Annotated in this window: 20 protein-coding genes; 12 read left to right on the plus strand and 8 right to left on the minus strand. The window is 56.4% G+C overall.

All coding sequences use genetic code 11. The annotated features are described in order from the left end of the window. Nucleotides 1-105: 105 nt before the first annotated feature. Nucleotides 106-756 carry a metal-binding protein ZinT gene (gene zinT, locus BV390_RS23165; protein ID WP_032690076.1) on the minus strand — a complete coding sequence of 217 codons (651 nt, stop codon included), beginning with the start codon at nt 754-756 and terminating at the stop codon, nt 106-108. A 152-nt stretch (nt 757-908) separates the two neighbouring features. Between zinT and BV390_RS23170 the strand changes: the two genes are divergently transcribed. The 3 genes from BV390_RS23170 (at nt 909) to gldA (ending at nt 3,792) form a co-directional block, all read left to right on the plus strand. Beyond that, nucleotides 909-1,760 carry a helix-turn-helix domain-containing protein gene (locus BV390_RS23170; protein WP_085397411.1) on the plus strand — a complete coding sequence of 284 codons (852 nt, stop codon included), beginning with the start codon at nt 909-911 and terminating at the stop codon, nt 1,758-1,760. A gap of 211 nt (nt 1,761-1,971) precedes the next feature. Next, nucleotides 1,972-2,634 (plus strand): fructose-6-phosphate aldolase, encoded by a 663-nt coding sequence (gene fsa, locus BV390_RS23175; RefSeq protein ID WP_046853285.1) that lies wholly within the window; start codon nt 1,972-1,974, stop codon nt 2,632-2,634. A 54-nt stretch (nt 2,635-2,688) separates the two neighbouring features. Beyond that, nucleotides 2,689-3,792 carry a bifunctional L-1,2-propanediol dehydrogenase/glycerol dehydrogenase gene (gene gldA, locus BV390_RS23180; RefSeq protein WP_085397412.1) on the plus strand — a complete coding sequence of 368 codons (1,104 nt, stop codon included), beginning with the start codon at nt 2,689-2,691 and terminating at the stop codon, nt 3,790-3,792. A 29-nt stretch (nt 3,793-3,821) separates the two neighbouring features. Here gldA and metF read toward each other — a convergent pair whose 3' ends face one another. Together metF and BV390_RS23190 are read right to left on the minus strand one after the other, a co-directional pair. Further along, complete coding sequence (gene metF / locus BV390_RS23185; protein WP_032690080.1) at nt 3,822-4,712, minus strand: methylenetetrahydrofolate reductase; 891 nt, start codon at nt 4,710-4,712, stop codon at nt 3,822-3,824. Nucleotides 4,713-4,879: 167 nt separating this feature from the next. Further along, entirely contained in the window at nt 4,880-5,779 is a 900-nt protein-coding gene (locus BV390_RS23190) for a LysR family transcriptional regulator (protein ID WP_064793518.1), read from the minus strand. A 90-nt stretch (nt 5,780-5,869) separates the two neighbouring features. Between BV390_RS23190 and BV390_RS23195 the strand changes: the two genes are divergently transcribed. Beyond that, on the plus strand, nt 5,870-6,241 hold the full coding sequence (locus tag BV390_RS23195; RefSeq protein ID WP_004869411.1) for a carboxymuconolactone decarboxylase family protein: 372 nt from the start codon (nt 5,870-5,872) through the stop codon (nt 6,239-6,241). Nucleotides 6,242-6,285: 44 nt separating this feature from the next. Here the strand turns inward: BV390_RS23195 and BV390_RS23200 are convergent, their stop codons facing one another. Further along, nucleotides 6,286-8,718 carry a bifunctional aspartate kinase/homoserine dehydrogenase II gene (locus BV390_RS23200; RefSeq protein WP_004869409.1) on the minus strand — a complete coding sequence of 811 codons (2,433 nt, stop codon included), beginning with the start codon at nt 8,716-8,718 and terminating at the stop codon, nt 6,286-6,288. 2 nt (nt 8,719-8,720) lie between these two features. After that, the gene (metB, locus tag BV390_RS23205) at nt 8,721-9,881 is read right to left on the minus strand and encodes a cystathionine gamma-synthase (RefSeq protein WP_032690084.1); all 1,161 of its coding nucleotides are present in this window, start codon (nt 9,879-9,881) and stop codon (nt 8,721-8,723) included. Nucleotides 9,882-10,148: 267 nt separating this feature from the next. Between metB and metJ the strand changes: the two genes are divergently transcribed. Beyond that, nucleotides 10,149-10,466: a met regulon transcriptional regulator MetJ gene (metJ, locus tag BV390_RS23210; RefSeq protein WP_004869405.1), complete on the plus strand. Its 318-nt coding sequence runs from the start codon at nt 10,149-10,151 to the stop codon at nt 10,464-10,466. Nucleotides 10,467-10,596: 130 nt separating this feature from the next. On the opposite strand, the gene rpmE is transcribed toward metJ, so the two are convergent. Then, complete coding sequence (gene rpmE / locus BV390_RS23215) at nt 10,597-10,812, minus strand: 50S ribosomal protein L31 (protein WP_004869403.1); 216 nt, start codon at nt 10,810-10,812, stop codon at nt 10,597-10,599. Nucleotides 10,813-11,053: 241 nt separating this feature from the next. Between rpmE and priA the strand changes: the two genes are divergently transcribed. From priA to rraA, 7 genes are all read left to right on the plus strand, one after another. Continuing rightward, the gene (gene priA, locus BV390_RS23220; protein ID WP_085397413.1) at nt 11,054-13,249 is read left to right on the plus strand and encodes a primosomal protein N'; all 2,196 of its coding nucleotides are present in this window, start codon (nt 11,054-11,056) and stop codon (nt 13,247-13,249) included. A gap of 151 nt (nt 13,250-13,400) precedes the next feature. After that, nucleotides 13,401-14,429 carry a DNA-binding transcriptional regulator CytR gene (gene cytR / locus BV390_RS23225; RefSeq protein WP_004869399.1) on the plus strand — a complete coding sequence of 343 codons (1,029 nt, stop codon included), beginning with the start codon at nt 13,401-13,403 and terminating at the stop codon, nt 14,427-14,429. Between the two features lie 91 nt (nt 14,430-14,520). Next, entirely contained in the window at nt 14,521-15,510 is a 990-nt protein-coding gene (gene ftsN, locus BV390_RS23230; RefSeq protein WP_072000057.1) for a cell division protein FtsN, read from the plus strand. A gap of 91 nt (nt 15,511-15,601) precedes the next feature. Beyond that, nucleotides 15,602-16,132: an ATP-dependent protease subunit HslV gene (hslV, locus tag BV390_RS23235; RefSeq protein ID WP_004869393.1), complete on the plus strand. Its 531-nt coding sequence runs from the start codon at nt 15,602-15,604 to the stop codon at nt 16,130-16,132. A gap of 9 nt (nt 16,133-16,141) precedes the next feature. Further along, nucleotides 16,142-17,476: an HslU--HslV peptidase ATPase subunit gene (hslU, locus tag BV390_RS23240; protein ID WP_004869389.1), complete on the plus strand. Its 1,335-nt coding sequence runs from the start codon at nt 16,142-16,144 to the stop codon at nt 17,474-17,476. A gap of 68 nt (nt 17,477-17,544) precedes the next feature. Continuing rightward, nucleotides 17,545-18,471 (plus strand): 1,4-dihydroxy-2-naphthoate polyprenyltransferase, encoded by a 927-nt coding sequence (menA, locus tag BV390_RS23245; RefSeq protein ID WP_085397414.1) that lies wholly within the window; start codon nt 17,545-17,547, stop codon nt 18,469-18,471. Between the two features lie 92 nt (nt 18,472-18,563). After that, the gene (rraA, locus tag BV390_RS23250) at nt 18,564-19,049 is read left to right on the plus strand and encodes a ribonuclease E activity regulator RraA (protein WP_004869382.1); all 486 of its coding nucleotides are present in this window, start codon (nt 18,564-18,566) and stop codon (nt 19,047-19,049) included. Nucleotides 19,050-19,112: 63 nt separating this feature from the next. Here the strand turns inward: rraA and pfkA are convergent, their stop codons facing one another. Together pfkA and fieF are read right to left on the minus strand one after the other, a co-directional pair. Continuing rightward, nucleotides 19,113-20,075, minus strand: coding sequence for a 6-phosphofructokinase (gene pfkA, locus BV390_RS23255; RefSeq protein ID WP_004869378.1), 963 nt, complete (start codon nt 20,073-20,075; stop codon nt 19,113-19,115). A 203-nt stretch (nt 20,076-20,278) separates the two neighbouring features. Next, nucleotides 20,279-21,175, minus strand: coding sequence for a CDF family cation-efflux transporter FieF (gene fieF, locus BV390_RS23260; RefSeq protein ID WP_004869375.1), 897 nt, complete (start codon nt 21,173-21,175; stop codon nt 20,279-20,281). Nucleotides 21,176-21,235: the final 60 nt, after the last annotated feature.

Genomic DNA, 21,235 nt, shown 5'->3' on the forward strand with positions numbered 1-21,235 from the left:
TTTATTAGCCGTTCCCGGTAAGACGATATTTACCGGGAAAAAACCGGATCGCGCCTGATCCGGTTACCCTTTCCCCGGTCAGCCTCACGCGACCGGGGATTTTTATTAATGGTGCAGCATTTCGTCGACAATCTGCTCTTTATGCAGAGCATAAGGATAATAGGTCGGCCAGTTGTCCATCTCCTTCAGTAACGCCTCCTGCGAGTCATTGCCCATAAAGATATGGAAATGCTGTGATTTGCGCGGTCCGATAATATGATCGCTGAACTGAACAAATTTCGGCGCTTTTGATTCCGCCTGCTGGCATTCGAACAGATAGCGCACGCCTTTCTTGCCGGAAGCATAGGTCAGGATCTTATAGCCGGAATAGGTGTATTTACAGGCATTAACGGTTTTGCCAACGTGAAACTCCATCACGTTATCTTCGATCCCAATCTGGTCCACATCGGTGGCATAGCCTTTCTTATAATATTCCCGATATTCCGCCACGCTCTTGCCGCCCGCTTTTTTGGCTTTTTGCTCCAGCACCGGATCCAAATCCCCATTCAGCAGATACGGATTCACCGACTGCCAGATCCCATCCCAGTCGCTAAGCGTCCGATCCTTAACGTCCGCATCGGCAAAAATACCTTCGCTGGCCTTAACCTCCGCCTCCGTTAACGCGGGGCCATGGCTATGGTGGCCGTGGGCGGAGGTCTGAGCACTGGCTAACAGCATGCCAACACCCAGCGCAAGGGCAGAAATCATTTTGGTCATCACTCTCTCCTGAGTTAACATTTGCAATGTTATGTTACGATATAACATATCATATATAAGCTGCAATATGATTTCCCCTCATTGCCCACTGACTTTTACCCTTTTCGCGCTGTCCGGTATGATAAAAATGTGGCGCCTTCTACGGAGCAAGAATGGATACCGATCTCAATCAACACATCGACGCGTTAATCAAAAGCCCGGCGACGATCCGGCAGATCCGATTTGCCACCGACGGCCGCCCGGCATCCGGTAACGTGCAGAGGGCGGATTTCCCACGCCTCGAAATCATGCTTGATGGCCAGCTTCACGATCCCGGCATCAAAGCCGATCCGCCCGTGCTGTCCCGGCACGACGTGCTGTTTATTCACGCCGGCGGATGGCATTGTCCCCGTTGGCAGTCGCCCTGTACCGTCCTGAGCATTGTGTTTGGCAAGCAGCAGTTAGAGCTCGCCCTGACGCGCTGGAACGGCAGTATGTTGAATGTTGAGGATAAGCTTCAGGTACCGCGCCGCGGCCCCCGGACAGGCTCCTTCCTGCTCCAGGCGCTCAATGAGATGCAGATGCAACCGCAGGAACAGCACACCGCGAGATACATCGTTATCAGCCTGCTGAGCCACTGCGCCGATCTGCTTGGTAGCCAGGTGCAAACCGCCTCCCGAAGTCAGGCGCTCTTTGAAGCGATCCGCAAATATATCGACGCTCGCTTTGCCGAACCGTTAACCCGCGAATCGGTGGCACAGGAATTTTATCTCTCACCAAACTATCTCTCCCATCTGTTCCAGAAATGCGGGACCATGGGGTTTAACGAGTATCTGAATCACATCCGACTTGAGCAGGCCCGAATGCTGTTAAAAGGCCACGACATGAAAATCAAAGATGTCGCTCACGCCTGCGGTTTTGTCGACAGCAACTATTTCTGCCGTCTGTTTCGCAAGAATACCGAGCGTTCCCCCTCCGAGTATCGCCGCCAGTATCACAGCCAGCTGACGGAGAAACCGCGCTAAGCAGAAACTAGATTTTTGTAAGTAAGCCATCGCGTTTTTACGATCCTTCTGCCCAGGCTCGCCAGATATAGCTGGAAAATGTGATCTAAATCATCCTTACCCGCAATGCGTACATTTATCCAGTTTTTGGCAAATTTGTCATCTGGCGACCCGCCGAGGAGAAGCCGTATCCTTACCTCAACATCACTAAATTGAGAATTGAGGAAAGGCTATGGAACTCTATCTGGACACCGCGAACGTAGCAGAAGTTGAACGTCTGGCACGAATCTATCCGCTGGCCGGAGTGACCACCAACCCGAGCATTATCGCCGCAGGCAAAACGCCGATCTGGGATGTTCTCCCGCGTCTGCAAAAGGCCATCGGACCTGATGGCACGCTGTTTGCCCAGACGATGAGCCGCGATGCTGAAGGCATGGTGGCGGAAGCCAAACGGCTGAGCAACGCCGTTCCGGGCATCGTGGTTAAAATCCCGGTCACCGCTGAAGGCCTCGCCGCTATCAAATTACTGAAGAAAGAAGGCATCCCGACGCTGGGTACCGCGGTCTATAGCGCCGCGCAGGGGCTGCTGGCAGCGCTGGCGGGCGCAAAATATGTTGCCCCTTACGTCAACCGCGTCGATGCCCAGGGGGGGGACGGTATTCGCATGGTGCAGGAGCTGCAATCCCTGCTGGAGCAGCACGCGCCGGGGAGCAAAGTGCTGGCCGCCAGCTTTAAAACTCCACGTCAGGCGCTGGATTGCCTGCTGACCGGCTGTGAAGCTATCACCCTTCCCTTAGACGTAGCGCAACAAATGCTCGGCACCCCCGCGGTAGAGTCAGCCATAGAGAAGTTTGAGCAAGACTGGAATAACGCTTTTGGCAATCTGAACCTGTAACCCGATTGTCGCGTCGCCAGAGGGCGGCGCCACGATCAACCAGGAGGAATAGAAATGGATCGCATTATTCAATCCCCAGGCAAATATATTCAGGGCGCGAATGCTATCACCCGCCTTGGCAACTATCTCAAACCGCTGGCCGAACGCTGGCTCATTGTTGGCGACAAGTTTGTGCTGGGTTTTGCCGAAGAAAAGCTGCGAAAAAGCCTGGCCGATGCGGGTCTGGCTGCTGAAATCGTGCCGTTTGGCGGTGAATGCTCGCATAATGAAATCAATCGCTTACGCGAAATCTCCGGCGCTGCCCGCTGCAATGCCGTGTTGGGAATCGGCGGCGGAAAAACGCTGGATACCGCGAAAGCATTAGCCCACTTTATGAATCTTCCGGTAGTGATTGCCCCGACCATTGCCTCAACGGACGCCCCCTGCAGCGCCCTCTCCGTTATCTATACCGACGAAGGCGAGTTTGACAGCTATCTGATGCTGCCGCGCAACCCGAACATGGTGATTGTCGATACGCAAATCGTCGCAGGCGCTCCGCCGCGCTTGCTGGCAGCGGGTATCGGCGATGCGTTGGCTACCTGGTTTGAAGCCCGCGCCTGTTCACGCAGCGGCGCCACGACAATGGCCGGAGGCAAATGCACTCAGGCGGCGCTGGCGCTGGCTGAGCTGTGCTACAACACGCTGATTGCAGAAGGTGAAAAAGCGATGCTGGCGGCGGAGCAGCATGTCGTCACGCCGGCGCTGGAAAAAGTTATCGAAGCCAACACCTATCTGAGCGGGGTGGGTTTTGAAAGCGGCGGGCTGGCAGCAGCGCATGCGATCCATAACGGCCTTACCGCCATTCCGGACGCGCATCACTACTATCACGGTGAAAAGGTCGCCTTCGGGACGCTGACGCAGCTGGTGCTGGAAAATGCCCCGCTGGAAGAGATTGAAACCGTCGCCGCGCTGTGTCACAGCGTCGGGCTGCCTGTCACCCTGGCACAGCTGGATATTAAAGGAGATATTCCCGGCAAAATGCGTACCGTCGCGGAAGCAGCCTGCGCAGAGGGAGAAACTATCCACAATATGCCCGGCGGCGCGACCGCTGATGAAGTCTACGCCGCGCTGCTGGTCGCCGATCAGTACGGGCAGCGTTTTCTGCATGAATGGGAATAAGCATAATGGCCCTCGATGAGGGCCATTTTTTATACCGCCGGACGCACGCCCAGGGTGTGACAGATGGCGTAGCTCATCTCGGCACGGTTCAGCGTGTAGAAGTGGAAATCCTTCACCCCTTCACGGCTTAAAATTTTCACCATGTCCATCGCAATGTTGGCACCGACCAGCTGGCGAGTTTCCGCATCGTTATCCAGACCCTCGAACATTTTTGACATCCACGTTGGAATACGCACGTTGGTCATGTCGGCAAACTTTTTCGCCTGTTTGAAGTTAGAAACCGGCAGGATGCCCGGGATAATTTCGACATCGATCCCGGCAGACACGCAGCGATCGCGAAAGCGTAGATAGCTTTCAACGTCAAAGAAAAACTGGGTAATCGCGCGGTTCGCGCCGGCTTCGACTTTCCGCTTCAGGTTCAGCAGATCGGCCTGCGCGCTTTTGGCTTCCGGGTGAACTTCAGGATAGGCCGCAACGGAAATATCAAAATCTCCGACCTCTTTCAACAGCGTCACCAGGTCCGCCGCATACATATCAGGCTTACCGCTACCCGGCGGCAGGTCACCGCGCAGGGCAACGATGTGGCGAATACCGTTGTTCCAGTAGTCTTCGGCGATCGCGCGCAGTTCATCGCGGCTGGCGTCAATACAGGTCAGATGCGGTGCCGCTTCCAGACCGGTACGTTCTTTAATACCCTTAATGATGCTATGGGTACGATCGCGCTCGCCGGAGTTGGCGCCATAGGTCACCGAGACAAACTTTGGCTTCAGGCTGCTTAAGCGATCGATGGACTTCCACAAGGTTTGCTCCATTTCACTGGTGCGCGGCGGAAAGAATTCAAAGGACACGTTAATCTGGCCCTGCACTTCTGCCAGGCTCTGATTCAGGGCTTCCCGCTGATTGGCGTGAAAAAAGCTCATACCTTACCTCATCAATCGCATTTTATTGTTTGTTGTGTTGCGAACTTCTATACGTTTAGACGTCCAGATGTAAAAATGACGGAAAAGAGAGCGGGCGTCAATAGAAAAATCAGCGTAAAGAGTGAGGAATATTCAGTGAAGATGAGATTAACTCATGTCGCTCAACGCTAAGATAATGATTCCTCAATAAACGGCAGCAACCACGCGCGCAAAGCTTCATCTTCCGGTCGCGTCAGTAATCCCAGCGACAAACGCAAGCGAGTCTCCTCCAGCGGATGAAATACCACCCCCTGACGCTGTATCGCGGCAAATGACGCCGGCAGCAAAATCATCCCTTCTCCGCGTGCGATGCGCGCCAACAGGACGTCATGCTCAGCAGGCTCCTCCACATACGCCGGCACGTAGCCAATACGGTCAAAAATACGCCGGGTTGCGTCAAAAAAGGCCGGATTACGTTCGCGCCTGAACCAAAACAGCGGCCGATGATTCAGGTGTTTTAAGACCAGCCGGGGGATTGCGGATTCCGGCCATGACGCGGGTAGCGCCGCAATCAGCGCTTCATGATAGGGCAAAGGAGAAAGCGTTAACCCATCGGCGTCCAGCGGCAGCGCAACCAGCGCAGCGTTCAGCTTGCCATTGCGCACTTGCCGGGCAAGGACAGGCGACGAGTGGCGAAGGAGGGAAAGCGCACGGGCCTGGCGACCCAACGCCGATTCCAGAGACGCAAAAATACCCTGCTCAAAGGCGGTCGTCAGCCCCAGACGTAAGGGCTGCTGCCGGTCATCGGACAGCTGGCCTAGCGCACTCAGCGTCGTCTCCTGCAGCGCCAGAAGCGGACGAATAAGCTCCAGCACCCGCTCACCCTCTGCGGTAAGAATCAGCCCTTTGGTATGGCGGACAAAGAGCGTCACGCCCAACAGCGTTTCCAGATGACGGATATGGCGGCTCAGCGGCGGCTGTGAGATGAACAACCGCTGCGCCGCCCGGCTGATATTATTCTCTTCCGCCACCACGGCAAAATAGCGCAGCAGGCGAATATCAAGAGTCTGTAAGCGTGAACTTGTCATACCTGAAAGGTATCACGAAAAGGGTATTACTCAAGTCCGATCAACGCCTCTAACCTTCTTCCCAACCCACCATCATTATGAGGAAAGATCATGACATCAGAGCGTTATACCACCGGCCTGGACATGTTGCAGCGCGTTGACGGTAAAGGCGGCGATGCCGTCGTCAAAAGCCTACAGGCCATCGCCCCGGACTTTGCCCGCTACCTGATTGAATTCCCGTTTGGCGATATTTACGCCCGCCCGGGGCTCGATTTACGCAGCCGTGAAATCGCCACCATTGCCGCCTTAACCGCGCTGGGCAATGCCGCACCGCAGCTAAAAGTACATATTGCCGCCGGGTTGCACGTCGGTTTGTCGCAGGAGGAGATTATCGAAGTCATCATGCAGATGGCGGTGTATGCCGGATTCCCGGCGGCCTTAAATGGCCTGTTCGCCGCCAAAGAGGTCTTTGCGGCGCATTGATACTCCGAGACCAGACGCCGGTCTGGTCTCGGGCAGAGGCAGGATTAGAGCAGCTGCGCCAGGCGGTTAATATCCGACTGAATGGCACCAGCGGTCACGTCGCGGCCGGCACCCGGGCCGCGGATGACCAGCGGATTATCGCGGTACCAGCGGCTCTCGATGGCAAAGACGTTATCGCACGGCAGCAGCGCCGCCAGCGGATGCTCCTCGCGGACGGCTTCAACGCCAACCCGCGCTTTTCCGTTGGCATCGAAACGCGCCACGTAGCGCAGAACCAGCCCCAGTTCACGAGCGGCCTCCAGACGTTGCAGCATCTGTTCGTTCAGCTCTTCGCCATTCTCAAAGAAGTGATCCACAGAGCCCTCTTCACAGTGCGCAGGCACCAGCGATTCCACCCGCACCTGATCGGGCTCGATGTCATAACCGGCTTCGCGCGCAAGGATAACCAGCTTACGCATCACGTCTTTCCCCGCCAGGTCAACGCGCGGGTCCGGCTCCGTCAGCCCCTGCTGCCAGGCCTGATCGACCAGATCGGTAAACGGCACGGTGCCGTCAAACTGCAGGAACAGCCAGGAGAGCGTGCCGGAGAAAATACCGCTCAGCGCCAGAATGGTATCGCCGCTGTCAATCAGGTCGCGCACGGTATGGTTCACCGGCAGACCCGCGCCGACGGTAGCGTTGTACAGCCAGTGACGGCCCGTTTTCTCGAACGCATCGTGAATCTGACGATATTTGTCGCTGCTGCTGGCACCGGCCAGCTTATTCGCACTGATGACGTGGAAACCATGGCTGGCAAAATCGAGGTACTGATCGGCCAGCTGCTCGCTGGCGGTCACGTCCAGCACCACTAAATCATCATACGGATGAGCGCGCATCCACAGGAACAGCGACTCTTCGTCCTGCTCAACGGCTTCATCGTTGAAAAAGGCCAACGCGCGGCTGGCATCCAGACCGTCGTAGTTAAGCAGGCTGCGGCGGCTGTCCACCACGCCAGCGAGGACAAACTCAAAGCCGGTGCGGGCTGAGAGCGTGCTCTGTTCACGGGCAAACAGCTCCAGCCAGCGCGAGCCGATATTGCCTTTACCAAACAGGACCAGGCCAATACGTTTTTCTGCCCGGAAGAGAGACTGATGCAGGCCCTGAATCAGACTTTCCGTCGGGCCTGCGCGCAGCACCGCCACCAGGCTAATCCCCTCTTCAGACTGCCAGGTAAACTCGACCGGCTGCCCTTTCAGCTGCTGCCAGAAACGGTGGCAGTGCAGCGGGTTACGGCTGACGCCAGCCCCGACCATTGCCACCAGCGCCAGTTTCTGACGCAGACGCAGCTCGCCCGGCAGACCGGCTTCATCGAGCAGGCGCAGCGCGCTGTCGGCCACTTCCGAGGTATAGCAGAACTGCAGCAGCTTACGGTCGGCATGTACGCCAACCGCCAGCGGGCGCAGCTGGGCGCGTTTAAAGATAAGATCCAGCTCCTTGTGCGCCAGCTTGAAATCCTGACCGGCGGGCACCTGGAACTCAATCAGGCAGACATCATCATGGCTGGTGACAATACGCGCGCCGGTGCCAGACGCCAGCACGCGCTCAATGCGCGTGGAGCCTTGCTCAGGCGTGTAGCTACAGCGCAGCTGCAGATCGATATCGCTACCGGAGACCGGTTGAAGGGTGCGGGCGTGCAGGACCGGAGCCGCCAGACGCGCCAGCTCGCTGGCTTCATCCAGGCGCAGCAGCGGCAGCAGGCACGCATCCTTCACTTTACGCGGATCCGCGCTGTAGACCCCGGCCACGTCGCTCCAGATAGTGACGCGCGAAGCTCCGGCCAGGGCGCCAATTTGGGTAGCGGAATAGTCAGAACCATTACGCCCCAGCAGCACGGTTTCCCCGGCGCTGTTGCGCGAGATGAAGCCGGTCACCACCAGACGTTTGTTGGGATGTTGCGCCATCAGCTGTTGCAGCAGCGGATAAGACAGACCTTCATCCACCTGCGGCTGCGCAGCACGTTCGGCGCGCAGGAAGCTACGTGCGTCAAGCCATGCCGCTTCCAGTCCCAGCTGGTTGAGCACCGCTGCCATCAGACGCGCAGACCACACTTCGCCGTGGCCGACCACTTCGGCATATACCGCATCGGTCACGCCGCTATCCAGCAAGCCGGCGAGACGCTCGAGGTCGTGAATAAACGATGCGATCAGCGTATCCGCCGCTTCTGCCGACAGCAGGCTGGCGATCAGCTCCATATGGTAACGGCGCAGCGACTGCTGTACCTGATGCGCAGAAAGGCGATCGGTCTGGCTGAGCTTCAGCCAGCTAATCAGCTGATTGGTGGTGCTGCCCGCGGCGGAGACAACCATCATGTCCCCGGCCTGCGAGTATTCCGTCATGATCCCCGCGACGCGCAGGTAACATTTCGCATCCGCTAAACTACTCCCACCAAATTTGTGCAGCTGACGACCCTTCGCCCCTGCCTGCGCATTCACACTCATGTTTATTCCTCGTTTGCTGCCCGGAAGCCATTTTCCAGGTCGGCAATTAAATCTTCACCATCTTCAATACCGGTCGAAATACGCAGAAGCGTTTCTGAAATCCCCGCCGCCGCGCGCGCCTCAGGTGCCATACCTGCATGGGTCATCGTCGCAGCGTGCGAAATCAGACTTTCTACGCCCCCCAGCGATTCGGCCAGCGTAAACAGCGATAATCCGCTCAGAAAACGACGCAGCGTCTGCTCATCGCCCTTCAGCTCAAAGCTTAACATCGCGCCAAAACCTTTTTGCTGACGGGCAGCAATCTCATGCCCCTGATTTTGCGGCAGAGACGGATGATACAGTTTTTTCACCAGCGGCTGGGTTTTCAGATAGTCGACAATCGCCAGCGCATTGCGCTGTGCGACTTCCATACGCGGAGAGAGCGTACGTAAACCGCGCAGCAGCAGGTAGCTGTCAAATGCGCCGCCGGTCACGCCGATATTATTCGCCCACCATGCCAGTTCGGTGACAACCGCCGGATCTTTCGCAATCACCACCCCGGCCACCACGTCAGAATGCCCGTTCAGGTATTTGGTGCACGAATGCAGCACCAGATCGGCTCCCAGCGCCAGCGGATTTTGCAACGCCGGACTCAGGAAAGTGTTATCCACCACGCTCACCGCCCCCGCTTCACGAGCCAGCGTGCAGATTTTCGCAATATCCACCACCCGCAGCAATGGATTACTTGGGCTTTCGACCAATACCAGCTTCGGTTTTTCAGACAATGCCGCACTCAGCGCCTGTTCATCGTTCTGATCGACAAACAGAACCCGATAGCAGCCGCGCTTCGCCAGGCTATCAAACAGACGATAGCTGCCGCCGTAGCAGTCGTGAGGCGCCACCAACAGATCGCCGGGCTTCAGGAATACGGTTGTCACCAGCAGAATCGCCGACATGCCGGTATTGGTCAGAACGGCGCCCGCTCCCCCTTCCAGCTCCGCCAGCGCGCGCTGTACCACATCGCGGGTAGGATTACCGCGGCGGGAGTAGTCATGGGCACGAGGTTCATTAAAGCCGGTGAAGTTGTAGGTACTGGAAAGGTGAATCGGCGGGACAACGCAACCGTATTGTTCGTCGTCATTTAAACCGCTACGCACTGCGATGGTGGCCTGTTTACGCGTCATGTTGGGCAGTTCCTGGGCTGAATCGGTGAAAAGTCAGGCACCAGAGTAATCATTGTCACAATAGACGTCAATACATCTGGACATCTAAACTTCTTTGCGTATAGATTGAGCAAATAGAGAATAGCCGTTAAAATTATATGCATTAGCGCATCTCTGCAGGGGCTTATCGGGTGTCAGAACGCCCCCTCTACGGTAAACTACGCGCAATTATGGCCCGGACCCTGGGTTCTGGCCCTTAACTAATGACTAGAGGATTAAAGGTATCTCATGGCTGAATGGAGCGGCGAATATATCAGCCCATACGCTGAGCACGGTAAGAAGAGTGAGCAAGTAAAAAAAATTACGGTATCCATTCCTCTGAAGGTGTTGAAGATCCTCACCGATGAACGCACGCGTCGTCAGGTCAACAACCTGCGCCACGCCACCAATAGCGAACTGCTGTGTGAAGCGTTCCTGCATGCATTTACCGGTCAACCGTTACCCAACGATGAAGACCTGCGTAAAGAGCGCAGCGATGAGATCCCGGAAGCGGCGAAACAGATTATGCGCGAGATGGGTATCGACCCGGATACGTGGGAATACTAAGTCAATAAAAAAGGGCGGAAGTGACCTTCCGCCCTTTTTACGTCTCTTCCCGCCCACCCTGAATTTGCATCCAGGGCATAGCGACAGAAACAAAAAAAGCCGCCCGTGGGCGGCTTTTTCTTCCGGCAACTTACTTGCTGGTGCCTGGAACGCTGAAGCGCTTGTTGAAGCGGTCAACGCGGCCACCGGTCGCAACATCACGCTGCTTGCCAGTGTAGAACGGGTGGCATTTACCGCACACGTCGAGGTTCAGGTCGTGACCTACGGTAGAACGGATTTTCATGACATTACCGCAAGAGCAAGAAGCAGTAATTTCTTCGTATTTCGGATGAATATCTTTTTTCATGGGAGAACCTCAGTTAAGGCCGCGTCGCTCTTCCAGCCCTAACGCCAGACACCACGCGATGTTAATAATTTCCCGGCGCAATTCCGCTAAACGCAATCCCCGGGTAATAGATTCTGATGCTGCACGAAGCGCACCAAAGGCGGCGAATCATACAGAATTTGACCAGCATATGCAAACTGATCCGCGAGCCCTTATCACAATGTGTATACTAACCGGCCAGATTTCAAGTCAGGAAGATGACATGCCCGTCGCCCACGTTGCCCTGCCCGTCCCGCTGCCCCGTACCTTTGACTACCTGCTACCTGAGGGAATGCCGGTCAAAGCAGGCTGCCGCGTGCGCGTGCCGTTCGGTAAGCAAGAGCGTATTGGGATTGTGACCGCCGTCAGCGAACGCAGCGAACTGCCGCTGGATGAGCTCAAGCCAGTTATCGACACGCTGGATGCCGAACCGGTATTTTCTTCTGCCGTCTGGCGACTGCTGCTGTGGGCGGCCGACTACTATCATCATCCTATCGGCGATGTGCTGTTCCACGCCCTGCCGATCATGCTTCGCCAGGGGAAACCGGCCAGCGCAGCGCCGCAGTGGTACTGGTTCGCTACCGAACAGGGCCAGGCTGTCGATATCAACAGCCTCAAACGCTCCCCGAAACAGCAGCAGGCTCTGGCCGCACTGCGTCAGGGGAGGATCTGGCGTCACCAGGTTGCGGAGCTGGAGTTTAACGATGCGGCGTTGCAGGCTCTGCGCGGGAAAGGACTTTGCGAGCTGGCAAGCGAAGCGCCCGCCCTCACCGACTGGCGAACCCACTTTGCGGTACCCGGCGAACGGCTGCGCCTCAACACCGAGCAGGCCACTGCCGTCGGGGCGATTCACAGCGCATCGGACCGTTTTTCAACCTGGCTGCTGGCGGGGATTACCGGCTCCGGGAAAACGGAAGTTTACCTCAGCGTACTGGAAAATGTGCTGGCGCAAGGCCGACAGGCGCTGGTGATGGTGCCGGAAATTGGCCTGACGCCGCAAACCATCGCCCGTTTCCGTCAGCGATTTAACGCCCCGGTTGAAGTCCTGCACTCCGGCCTTAACGACAGCGAACGTCTTTCCGCGTGGCTGAAGGCCAAAAATGGCGAGGCGGCCATCGTCATCGGCACGCGTTCCTCGCTGTTCACGCCATTTAAAAACCTGGGCGTGATCGTTATCGATGAAGAGCACGACAGCTCCTATAAGCAGCAGGAAGGCTGGCGCTATCACGCCCGCGATCTGGCGGTCTGGCGCGCCCATAGCGAACAAATCCCGATTATTCTTGGCTCGGCAACCCCGGCGCTGGAGACCTTATACAACGTTCGTCAGGGAAAATATCGCCAGCTGAAGCTGACAAAGCGTGCGGGTAACGCCAGTCCGGCGCAACAGCACGTGCTGGACCTGAAAGGACAGCAATTGCAGGCAGGACTCTCCCCGGCGCTGATTGCCCGCATGCGTCAGCACTTGCAGGCCGATAATCAGGTGATTCTGTTTTTGAACCGCCGCGGCTTCGCTCCGGCGCTGCTGTGCCATGACTGCGGCTGGATCGCCGAATGCCCGCGCTGCGACAGCTACTACACCCTGCATCAGGCGCAGCATCATCTGCGCTGCCACCACTGCGACAGCCAGCGCCCGATTCCGCGTCAGTGCCCCTCCTGCGGCTCGACGCATCTGGTGCCGGTCGGGCTGGGGACCGAGCAGCTGGAGCAGGCGCTGGCGCCGCTGTTCCCCGGCGTGCCGATCTCACGCGTCGACCGGGATACCACCAGCCGTAAAGGCGCACTCGAACAGCACCTCAGCGATATCCATCGCGGCGGGGCGCGTATTCTGATCGGCACACAGATGCTGGCTAAAGGTCATCATTTCCCGGACGTTACCCTGGTGTCGCTGCTGGATGTCGATGGCGCGCTGTTTTCCGCCGATTTCCGCTCGGCAGAACGCTTCGCTCAGCTCTATACCCAGGTCTCTGGCCGCGCAGGACGCGCGGGTAAACAGGGCGAGGTGATTTTGCAAACCCACCACCCGGAACATCCGCTGCTGCAAACGCTGTTGTATAAAGGCTACGACGCCTTTGCCGAACAGGCGCTGGCCGAAAGGCAGACCATGCAGCTACCGCCGTGGACCAGCCATGTCCTGATTCGTGCCGAAGACCATAACAACCAGCAGGCGCCGTTGTTCCTGCAGCAGTTGCGTAATTTACTGCAGGCCAGTCCGCTGGCCGATGACAAACTGTGGGTGCTGGGCCCGGTTCCGGCACTGGCGCCCAAACGCGGGGGCCGCTGGCGCTGGCAAATTCTGCTCCAGCATCCTTCCCGCGTTCGCTTGCAGCATATCGTCAGCGGTACGCTCGCCTTGATCAATACGCTGCCGGAAGCGCGCAAGGTAAAATGGGTTCTCGACGTCGATCCTATTGAAGGTTAAGCCTTCTCTTGCGAGACGGATCGAAAAAATTCAACGGCCATCACGTTTTTCATGAAAATTCTGTAACTCTCTACATCGACTATCTGCTAAAAATGTTGCTGATGTCAGATCGCAAGGGATGTGTCTGCGCCAGTCAGCGAGGAGAAAACAGGTGAAGCCCAAAAAACAGGTGGTTGCCGCCACAATGAAAGACGTCGCCCTGAAGGCAAACGTTTCAACGGCAACCGTGTCCCGAGCGTTAATGAATCCGGATAAGGTTTCTCAGACTACCCGTAACCGGGTGGAGCAGGCGGCGCTTGAAGTCGGCTATTTGCCGCAGTCGCTCGGACGCAATATGAAACGTAACGAATCGCGTACGATTCTGGTCATCGTACCGGATATTTGCGATCCCTTTTTCAGCGAGATTATCCGCGGCATTGAGATTACCGCGGCGGAACAGGGATATCTGGTGCTGATCGGCGACTGCGCCCACCAGAACCGGCAGGAAAAGACCTTTATCGACCTGATCATTACCAAGCAGATCGACGGTATGTTGTTGCTAGGCTCCCGCCTGCCGTTTGACGCAGGCGTGGAAGAGCAGCGCAATCTACCGCCGATGGTGATGGCGAATGAATTTGCGCCGGAGCTGGAGCTGCCCACGGTGCACATCGATAACCTCACCGCCGCATTTAATGCCGTGAATTATCTGCACGAACTGGGTCACCAGCGTATTGGCTGTATCGCCGGCCCGGAAGAGATGCCGCTCTGCCACTATCGTCTCCAGGGCTATGTGCAGGCGTTGCGTCGTAGCGGGATCACCATCGATCCGCACTATATCGCTCGCGGCAACTTTACCTATGAAGCAGGGGCCAGCGCGCTGGAACAGCTTCTGGCGCTGCCGGTGCCACCAACCGCGGTCTTCTGCCATAGCGATATTATGGCGCTGGGGGCGCTGTCGCTGGCAAAACGTCGGGGCCTGAAGGTACCTGACGACCTGTCGATTGTCGGTTTCGATAATATCTCTTTATCCGAATTTTGCGATCCGCCATTGACGACCGTTGCGCAACCGCGCTTTGATATTGGCCGCGAAGCAATGCTCCTGTTACTGGATCAGCTACATGGTCACAATGTGAACAGCGGTTCACGATTGCTGGACTGCGAACTGATCGTTCGCGGCAGTACACGCAAAATCAGAGCATAACCATCAGGTTTTCGGGCCTGCTCTTCTGGTCAAAGGCCCGCCGCTTAAGTAACATGGCGGACTGACGAACGAATAAAACAGCGAAACGATAGTGGCACAACGAGATTATGTACGCCGCAGCCAACCGGCTCCTTCGCGGCGCAAAAAGGGTAATACCCGAAGCTCAAGGAATAAACAGAGCAGCCTTCCGGCGGTTTCACCCACTATGGTTGCGATCGCGGCGGCAGTGCTGGTGGCCTTTATCGGTGGGCTGTACTTCATCACGCACCATAAAAAAGAAGAAGCGGAAGCGCTGCAAAACCGTCAGGTGGCAGGTAATGGCCTCCCGCCGAAACCGGAAGAGCGCTGGCGCTATATTAAAGAGCTGGAAAGTCGCCAGCCAGGCGTCCGTGCACCTACTGAACCGACGGCCGGCGGGGAAGTCATGAAACCCGAGCAGTTGACCAACGAACAGCGCCAGCTGCTGGCACAAATGCAGGCGGATATGCGCCAGCAGCCGACCCAACTGACCGAGGTGCCGTGGAACGAACAAACCCCGGCTCAGCGCCAGCAAACGCTGCAGCGTCAGCGTCTGGCGCAGCAACAGGTACAACAACAGCAGCAGCAGGCTCAACAACAATGGGCGCAAACCCAGCAGCAGGCGCCGGTGCAGCAACAGCCGCGCGTGCAGCAGCGCGTGGCAGAGCAGCAGCCAAAGCCGGTACAGCAACCGAAACAAACCGCCTCGACGCAGCAGCCGTATCAGGATCTGCTGCAGACGCCTGCGCATACCACCGCACAGCCTAAAACCCAGGCGGCTGCGCCGGTCGCTCGCGTTGAAGAGGCGCCGAAAGCAGCGGCGGAGAAGAAAGACGATCGTAGCTGGATGATTCAGTGCGGCTCCTTTAAAGGCGCAGAACAGGCGGAAACCGTTCGGGCGCAGCTGGCGTTTGAAGGGTTCTCCTCACGCATTACCACCAACAATGGCTGGAATCGCGTGGTCATTGGGCCGCTGAAAGGCAAGGAGAGCGCCAACGATATGATCACTCGCCTGAAGATGGCCGGACACGCAAACTGCATTCGTCTCGCCGCCAGGGGTTGAAACCCTAAAAATCCCCCCCATCTATAATTGCATTCTGCCCCGCGTGAAGCGCGGGGCCCCTATTCCGCTTTTGTAACCAAGGGGTCTGCTCGTGACAACAATAGTTAGTGTTCGCCGTAACGGCCATGTGGTTATTGCCGGTGATGGCCAGGCCACGCTTGGCAATACCGTCATGAAAGGTAACGTGAAAAAAGTGCGTCGTCTCTACAACGACAAAGTGATCGCGGGCTTCGCCGGCGGCACCGCCGACGCCTTCACGCTGTTTGAACTGTTTGAACGTAAACTGGAAATGCATCAGGGCCACCTGGTCAAAGCCGCCGTGGAACTGGCGAAAGACTGGCGTACCGATCGGATGCTGCGCAAACTGGAAGCTCTGCTGGCCGTGGCGGATGAAAACGCTTCGCTCATCATCACCGGTAACGGTGACGTGGTGCAGCCAGAAAACGACCTGATTGCTATCGGCTCCGGTGGTCCCTACGCTCAGGCCGCTGCCCGCGCTCTGCTGGAAAATACCGATATGAGCGCACGCGATATCGCAGAGAAGGCGTTGAATATTGCAGGTGATATCTGCATTTATACCAACCATTTCCACACCATCGAAGAATTAGCCTCTAAAGCGTAAGGATCTCCCATGTCTGAAATGACCCCACGCGAAATTGTCAGCGAACTGGACAAACATATTATCGGTCAGGACGCGGCGAAGCGTTCTGTCGCTATCGCGCTGCGTAACCGCTGGCGCCGTATGCAGCTGAACGAAGAGCTGCGTCACGAAGTCACGCCGAAAAACATTCTGATGATCGGTCCGACCGGTGTGGGTAAAACGGAAATTGCCCGTCGTCTGGCGAAACTGGCCAACGCGCCGTTCATCAAAGTTGAAGCCACAAAATTCACCGAAGTGGGCTATGTCGGGAAAGAAGTGGATTCGATTATCCGCGACCTGACCGATGCGGCGATCAAAATGGTCCGCATGCAGTCCATCGATAAAAACCGCTATCGCGCGGAAGAGCTGGCGGAAGAGCGCATTCTTGATGTGCTGATCCCGCCGGCAAAAAACAACTGGGGCCAGGCTGAACAGCCTCAGGAACCGTCTGCTGCACGTCAGGCATTCCGCAAAAAACTGCGTGAAGGCCAGCTCGACGATAAAGAAATCGAGATCGACCTCGCCGCCGCACCGATGGGCGTGGAAATCATGTCCCCTCCGGGCATGGAAGAGATGACCAGCCAGCTGCAGTCGATGTTCCAGAACCTCGGCGGCCAGAAGCAAAAACCGCGCAAGCTGAAAATCAAAGACGCAATGAAGCTGCTGATCGAAGAAGAAGCGGCGAAGCTGGTCAACCCGGAAGAGCTTAAGCAGGACGCCATCGATGCCGTTGAACAGCACGGTATCGTGTTTATCGACGAAATCGACAAAATCTGTAAGCGCGGCGGCAACAGCTCCGGCCCGGATGTCTCTCGCGAAGGCGTACAGCGCGACCTGCTGCCGCTGGTCGAAGGCTGCACCGTGTCGACTAAGCACGGGATGGTGAAAACCGACCACATTCTGTTTATCGCCTCTGGCGCATTCCAGGTGGCCAGTCCGTCTGACCTGATCCCTGAACTGCAGGGCCGTCTGCCGATTCGCGTCGAGCTGAAAGCGCTGACGACGGAAGATTTCGAGCGCATCCTGACCGAGCCGAACGCCTCCATCACCGTCCAGTACAAAGCCCTGATGGCGACCGAAGGCGTCAACATCGAGTTTACGGAAGACGGCATCAAGCGTATTGCGCAGGCGGCATGGCAGGTTAACGAAACCACCGAAAACATCGGTGCACGTCGCCTGCACACCGTACTGGAGCGTCTGATTGAAGACATCTCCTTTGACGCCAGTGAAATGGGTGGTCAGAGCATTATTATTGATGCCGAGTATGTCGGTAAGCATCTGGATGTGCTGGTGGCGGATGAAGATCTGAGCCGTTTTATCCTATAATCCGGTTCAATGTATTTTCATCACAATCGATGGGGCTATATATAGCCCCATTTTTTTGGCCAGGAATTATGACTGAACAACCGATAAACCGAACCCAGGCCTGGCTGGAAAGCCTGCGGCCAAAAACGCTACCGCTGGCCTTTTCCGCCATTGTTGTCGGTACGACGCTCGCGTGGCAGCAGGGGTACTTCGATCCCTGGGTCGCGCTGCTGGCGCTGATCACCGCCGGCCTGCTGCAAATCTTATCCAACCTGGCCAACGATTATGGCGATGCCGTTAAGGGCAGCGATAAACCCGACCGTATCGGGCCGCTACGCGGCATGCAAAAAGGGGCCATTACCCAGGCGCAGATGAAACGCGCGCTGATCGTTACCGTGGTGCTGATTTGCCTCTCTGGGCTGGCGCTGTTGTTCTGCTCCTGGCAGACGATGGCCGATTTTATTGGTTTCATGGTGCTGGGGAGTTTAGCGATTATCGCCGCGATCACCTACACCGTCGGCACCCGGCCCTATGGCTATATCGGCCTTGGCGATATCTCGGTGCTGGTGTTCTTTGGCTGGCTTAGCGTCGCAGGGAGCTGGTATCTCCAGGCCCACACGATTGAAGCAACCATTTTCCTCCCCGCCACCGCCTGTGGTCTGTTAGCCGCCGCGGTGCTGAATATCAATAATCTGCGCGATATCGACAGCGACAGAGAGAACGGCAAAAACACGCTGGCAGTACGTCTGGGGCCGCTCAACGCCCGCCGCTATCACACTTGCCTGCTCATCGGCGCGCCGCTGTGCCTGGCGCTGTTTACTCTGATTTCTCTGCATAGCCCATGGGGTTGGCTGTTCCTGCTCGCCACGCCTCTGCTGGTGAAGCAGGCGCGATTTGTGATGCGCGAGCGCGAGCCGATGGCGATGCGCCCGATGCTGGAACGCACGGTGAAAGCCGCGCTGTTGACCAACCTGCTGTTTGTCATTGGGATTATTTGCAGCAAGCTGGTGGGTTAACTGACAAATATCAATTAACAATTGATGATTTTGCCAACAATACGATTCGCGAGATATACTAAAATCTCTCGCAGCAACTGAACGTTAAGCCTATGAAATACGATACTTCCGAGCTTTGTGACATCTACCAGGAGGATGTCAACGTAGTGGAACCTCTGTTCTCCAACTTTGGGGGGCGGTCGTCGTTTGGTGGACAAATCATCACGGTGAAATGTTTCGAGGATAACGGGTTGCTATACGATATGCTCGAACAGAACGGCCGTGGTCACATCTTGCTGATCGATGGCGGGGGTTCCGTCCGACGCGCGTTGATTGACGCTGACCTGGCGCGTCTTGCCGTACAAAATGAGTGGGAAGGGATTGTCGTCTATGGCGCGGTGCGTCAGGTTGACGACCTTGAAGACCTGGATATTGGCATCCAGGCGCTGGCCGCCATTCCCGTGGGGGCCGCTGGTGAAGGTATCGGCGAAAGCGATGTACGCGTCAATTTCGGCGGTGTGACCTTCTTCTCCGGTGACCATCTGTATGCCGATAATACCGGGATCATCCTGTCCGAGGATGCACTGGATATCGAATAGCCTGCCCACTAATAAAAAAGGCCTTCTCTCTGAGAAGGCCTTTTTGTTTGTGTCACGCCAGAATTAGTACAGTTTCTTCGCGCAATCCAGCCAGTCATTTTTGAACGGACGCTTCATGTTCTCGATAGCGTCGATGATGTCGTGGTGCACCAGCTTCTCGTTCTGAATACCGACGCAGCGGCCACCAAATCCCTGCTGCAGCAGTTCAATGGCGTAGGCGCCCATGCGCGAGGCCAGAATACGGTCATAAGGAACCGGGGAACCGCCGCGCTGAATGTGGCCCAGAACGGTCGCACGGGTTTCACGGCCGGTTTCTTTCTCAATGTAGTGCGCCAGCTCGTCCACGTCGCACATATGTTCGGTAATGGCCACGATAGCGTGTTTCTTACCTTTGGCGATGCCCGCTTTGATTTCAGCAACCAGATCGTCACGCGTGTATTCCACTTCCGGCACCATGATGAATTCACAGCCGCCGGCAATCGCCGCAGCCAGAGTCAGGTCGCCGCAGTAACGTCCCATCACTTCAACAACCGAAATACGCTGGTGGGAAGAAGAGGTATCGCGAAGGCGGTCAATGGCTTCCACCACGGTGCTCAGCGCGGTAAAGAATCCGATGGTGTAGTCAGTGCCTTTGATATCGTTATCGATGGTGCCAGGCAGGCCGATGCACGGGAAGCCCATCTCAGTCAGGCGCATCGCCCCCATGTAAGAGCCATCGCCGCCAATAACGACCAGCGCATCCAGGCCACGCTTTTTCATGTTCTCGAGCGCCACGGCGCGAATATGCTCTTCGCGGAACTCCGGGAAGCGTGCTGACCCGAGGAAAGTGCCGCCGCGGTTGATCATGTCAGAAACGCTATAGCGGTCGAGCTGAACCATGCGATCTTCATACAGGCCGAGGTAACCGTCATAGATTCCAAAAACTTCCAGACCTTCCGTTAATGCTGCGCGCACAACGCCGCGAATTGCTGCGTTCATGCCCGGAGCATCACCGCCACTTGTCAATACACCGATTTTCTTAATCATGACTACCTCTGAACTTAGGAAGCAAAAAATAATCCTGTTGCCTGAAGCGCTCCTTCACCAGGAGTGCACGACGATAATTGCAATAGTATATCAAACGCTTCTGGCTGAATTGATTCAGGTCAGACCAAATGGCGGTAATTTATACAAAAAATGCCGATCTGCCCCACACTTTTACATCGAGTTTACAGACTATAACCCAAAGCTCAAAAAACGCCCTGCCGCGCCAGCGGCACCACAGAACAGGGATCCTGATGGATAATGACATCAGAACCCGGGAAACGGTGCAGAATCGCCTGCTCCACCTGATCGGCAATAACGTGTGCCTGAACCAGCGGGAGGTTATCTTCCATTTCCAAATGTATTTGAATAAAGCGAGTCGGCCCTGACTGCCGCGTCCGTAGATCGTGTGCCCCGCTGACGCCTGGCCATTCGGTCACGATATTGATAATTTCCTGACGTTCCTCGTCAGGAAGCGCGCGGTCTAATAACGACTGAATGGCGTCATAACCCATACGCAGAGCGCTATATAAAATATAGATGCCAATCCCGAGAGCAAACAGCGCGTCGGCACGATGCCAACCATACCAGGAGAGACCCAGCGCCACCAGAATTGCGCCGTTCATCATAACATCAGACTGATAATGAAGCATATCTGCTCGCACCGCCTGACTTTGCGTTTTTCTCACCACCCAACGCTGGAACGTTACCAGCACCAGCGTGCTGACCAGCGCGATCAGCGTCACGGCAATACCGACACCCGCCGCCTGCATCGGCTCCGGACGCGCCAGGTGCTGAATACCGGTCAAAAACAGAAACAGAGCCGACCCGGAGATAAACATACTTTGCGCCAGCGCGGCCAGCGATTCTGCCTTACCGTGGCCAAAAGTATGTTCCTCATCAGCGGGTTGAAGCGAATAACGCACGACCAGCAGATTCGTTAACGAGGCGGCAATATCCACCAGCGAGTCCACAAGCGCAGCCAGAATACTCACAGACCCGGTGTACCACCACGCAAAAATCTTGATCAAAAGTAACGCGGACGCCATCACCGTCGCCGCAATAGCCGCACGGCTCACCAGCCGCCCATAAGATTGATTCATACATGCTCCTTTTCGGCGATGCGCTTAGTATAACCTGAACTTTTGTCGCCACGAGGAGCA

This window comes from Klebsiella sp. YJ, from assembly GCF_002108615.1.
In the GTDB taxonomy this organism is placed as follows: domain Bacteria; phylum Pseudomonadota; class Gammaproteobacteria; order Enterobacterales; family Enterobacteriaceae; genus Klebsiella; species Klebsiella planticola.

Bases quoted from the DNA above. Each gene is read 5' to 3' on its own strand.
- metJ (WP_004869405.1), top strand. From the start codon at position 10,149: ATGGCTGAATGGAGCGGCGAATATATCAGCCCATACGCTGAGCACGGT.
- BV390_RS23195 (WP_004869411.1), top strand. From the start codon at position 5,870: ATGACATCAGAGCGTTATACCACCGGCCTGGACATGTTGCAGCGCGTT.
- fsa (WP_046853285.1), top strand. From the start codon at position 1,972: ATGGAACTCTATCTGGACACCGCGAACGTAGCAGAAGTTGAACGTCTG.
- zinT (WP_032690076.1), bottom strand. From the start codon at position 756: ATGACCAAAATGATTTCTGCCCTTGCGCTGGGTGTTGGCATGCTGTTA.
- priA (WP_085397413.1), top strand. From the start codon at position 11,054: ATGCCCGTCGCCCACGTTGCCCTGCCCGTCCCGCTGCCCCGTACCTTT.
- BV390_RS23170 (WP_085397411.1), top strand. From the start codon at position 909: ATGGATACCGATCTCAATCAACACATCGACGCGTTAATCAAAAGCCCG.
- rraA (WP_004869382.1), top strand. From the start codon at position 18,564: ATGAAATACGATACTTCCGAGCTTTGTGACATCTACCAGGAGGATGTC.
- rpmE (WP_004869403.1), bottom strand. From the start codon at position 10,812: ATGAAAAAAGATATTCATCCGAAATACGAAGAAATTACTGCTTCTTGC.
- BV390_RS23190 (WP_064793518.1), bottom strand. From the start codon at position 5,779: ATGACAAGTTCACGCTTACAGACTCTTGATATTCGCCTGCTGCGCTAT.
- pfkA (WP_004869378.1), bottom strand. From the start codon at position 20,075: ATGATTAAGAAAATCGGTGTATTGACAAGTGGCGGTGATGCTCCGGGC.
- hslU (WP_004869389.1), top strand. From the start codon at position 16,142: ATGTCTGAAATGACCCCACGCGAAATTGTCAGCGAACTGGACAAACAT.
- metF (WP_032690080.1), bottom strand. From the start codon at position 4,712: ATGAGCTTTTTTCACGCCAATCAGCGGGAAGCCCTGAATCAGAGCCTG.
- BV390_RS23200 (WP_004869409.1), bottom strand. From the start codon at position 8,718: ATGAGTGTGAATGCGCAGGCAGGGGCGAAGGGTCGTCAGCTGCACAAA.
- menA (WP_085397414.1), top strand. From the start codon at position 17,545: ATGACTGAACAACCGATAAACCGAACCCAGGCCTGGCTGGAAAGCCTG.
- metB (WP_032690084.1), bottom strand. From the start codon at position 9,881: ATGACGCGTAAACAGGCCACCATCGCAGTGCGTAGCGGTTTAAATGAC.
- gldA (WP_085397412.1), top strand. From the start codon at position 2,689: ATGGATCGCATTATTCAATCCCCAGGCAAATATATTCAGGGCGCGAAT.
- fieF (WP_004869375.1), bottom strand. From the start codon at position 21,175: ATGAATCAATCTTATGGGCGGCTGGTGAGCCGTGCGGCTATTGCGGCG.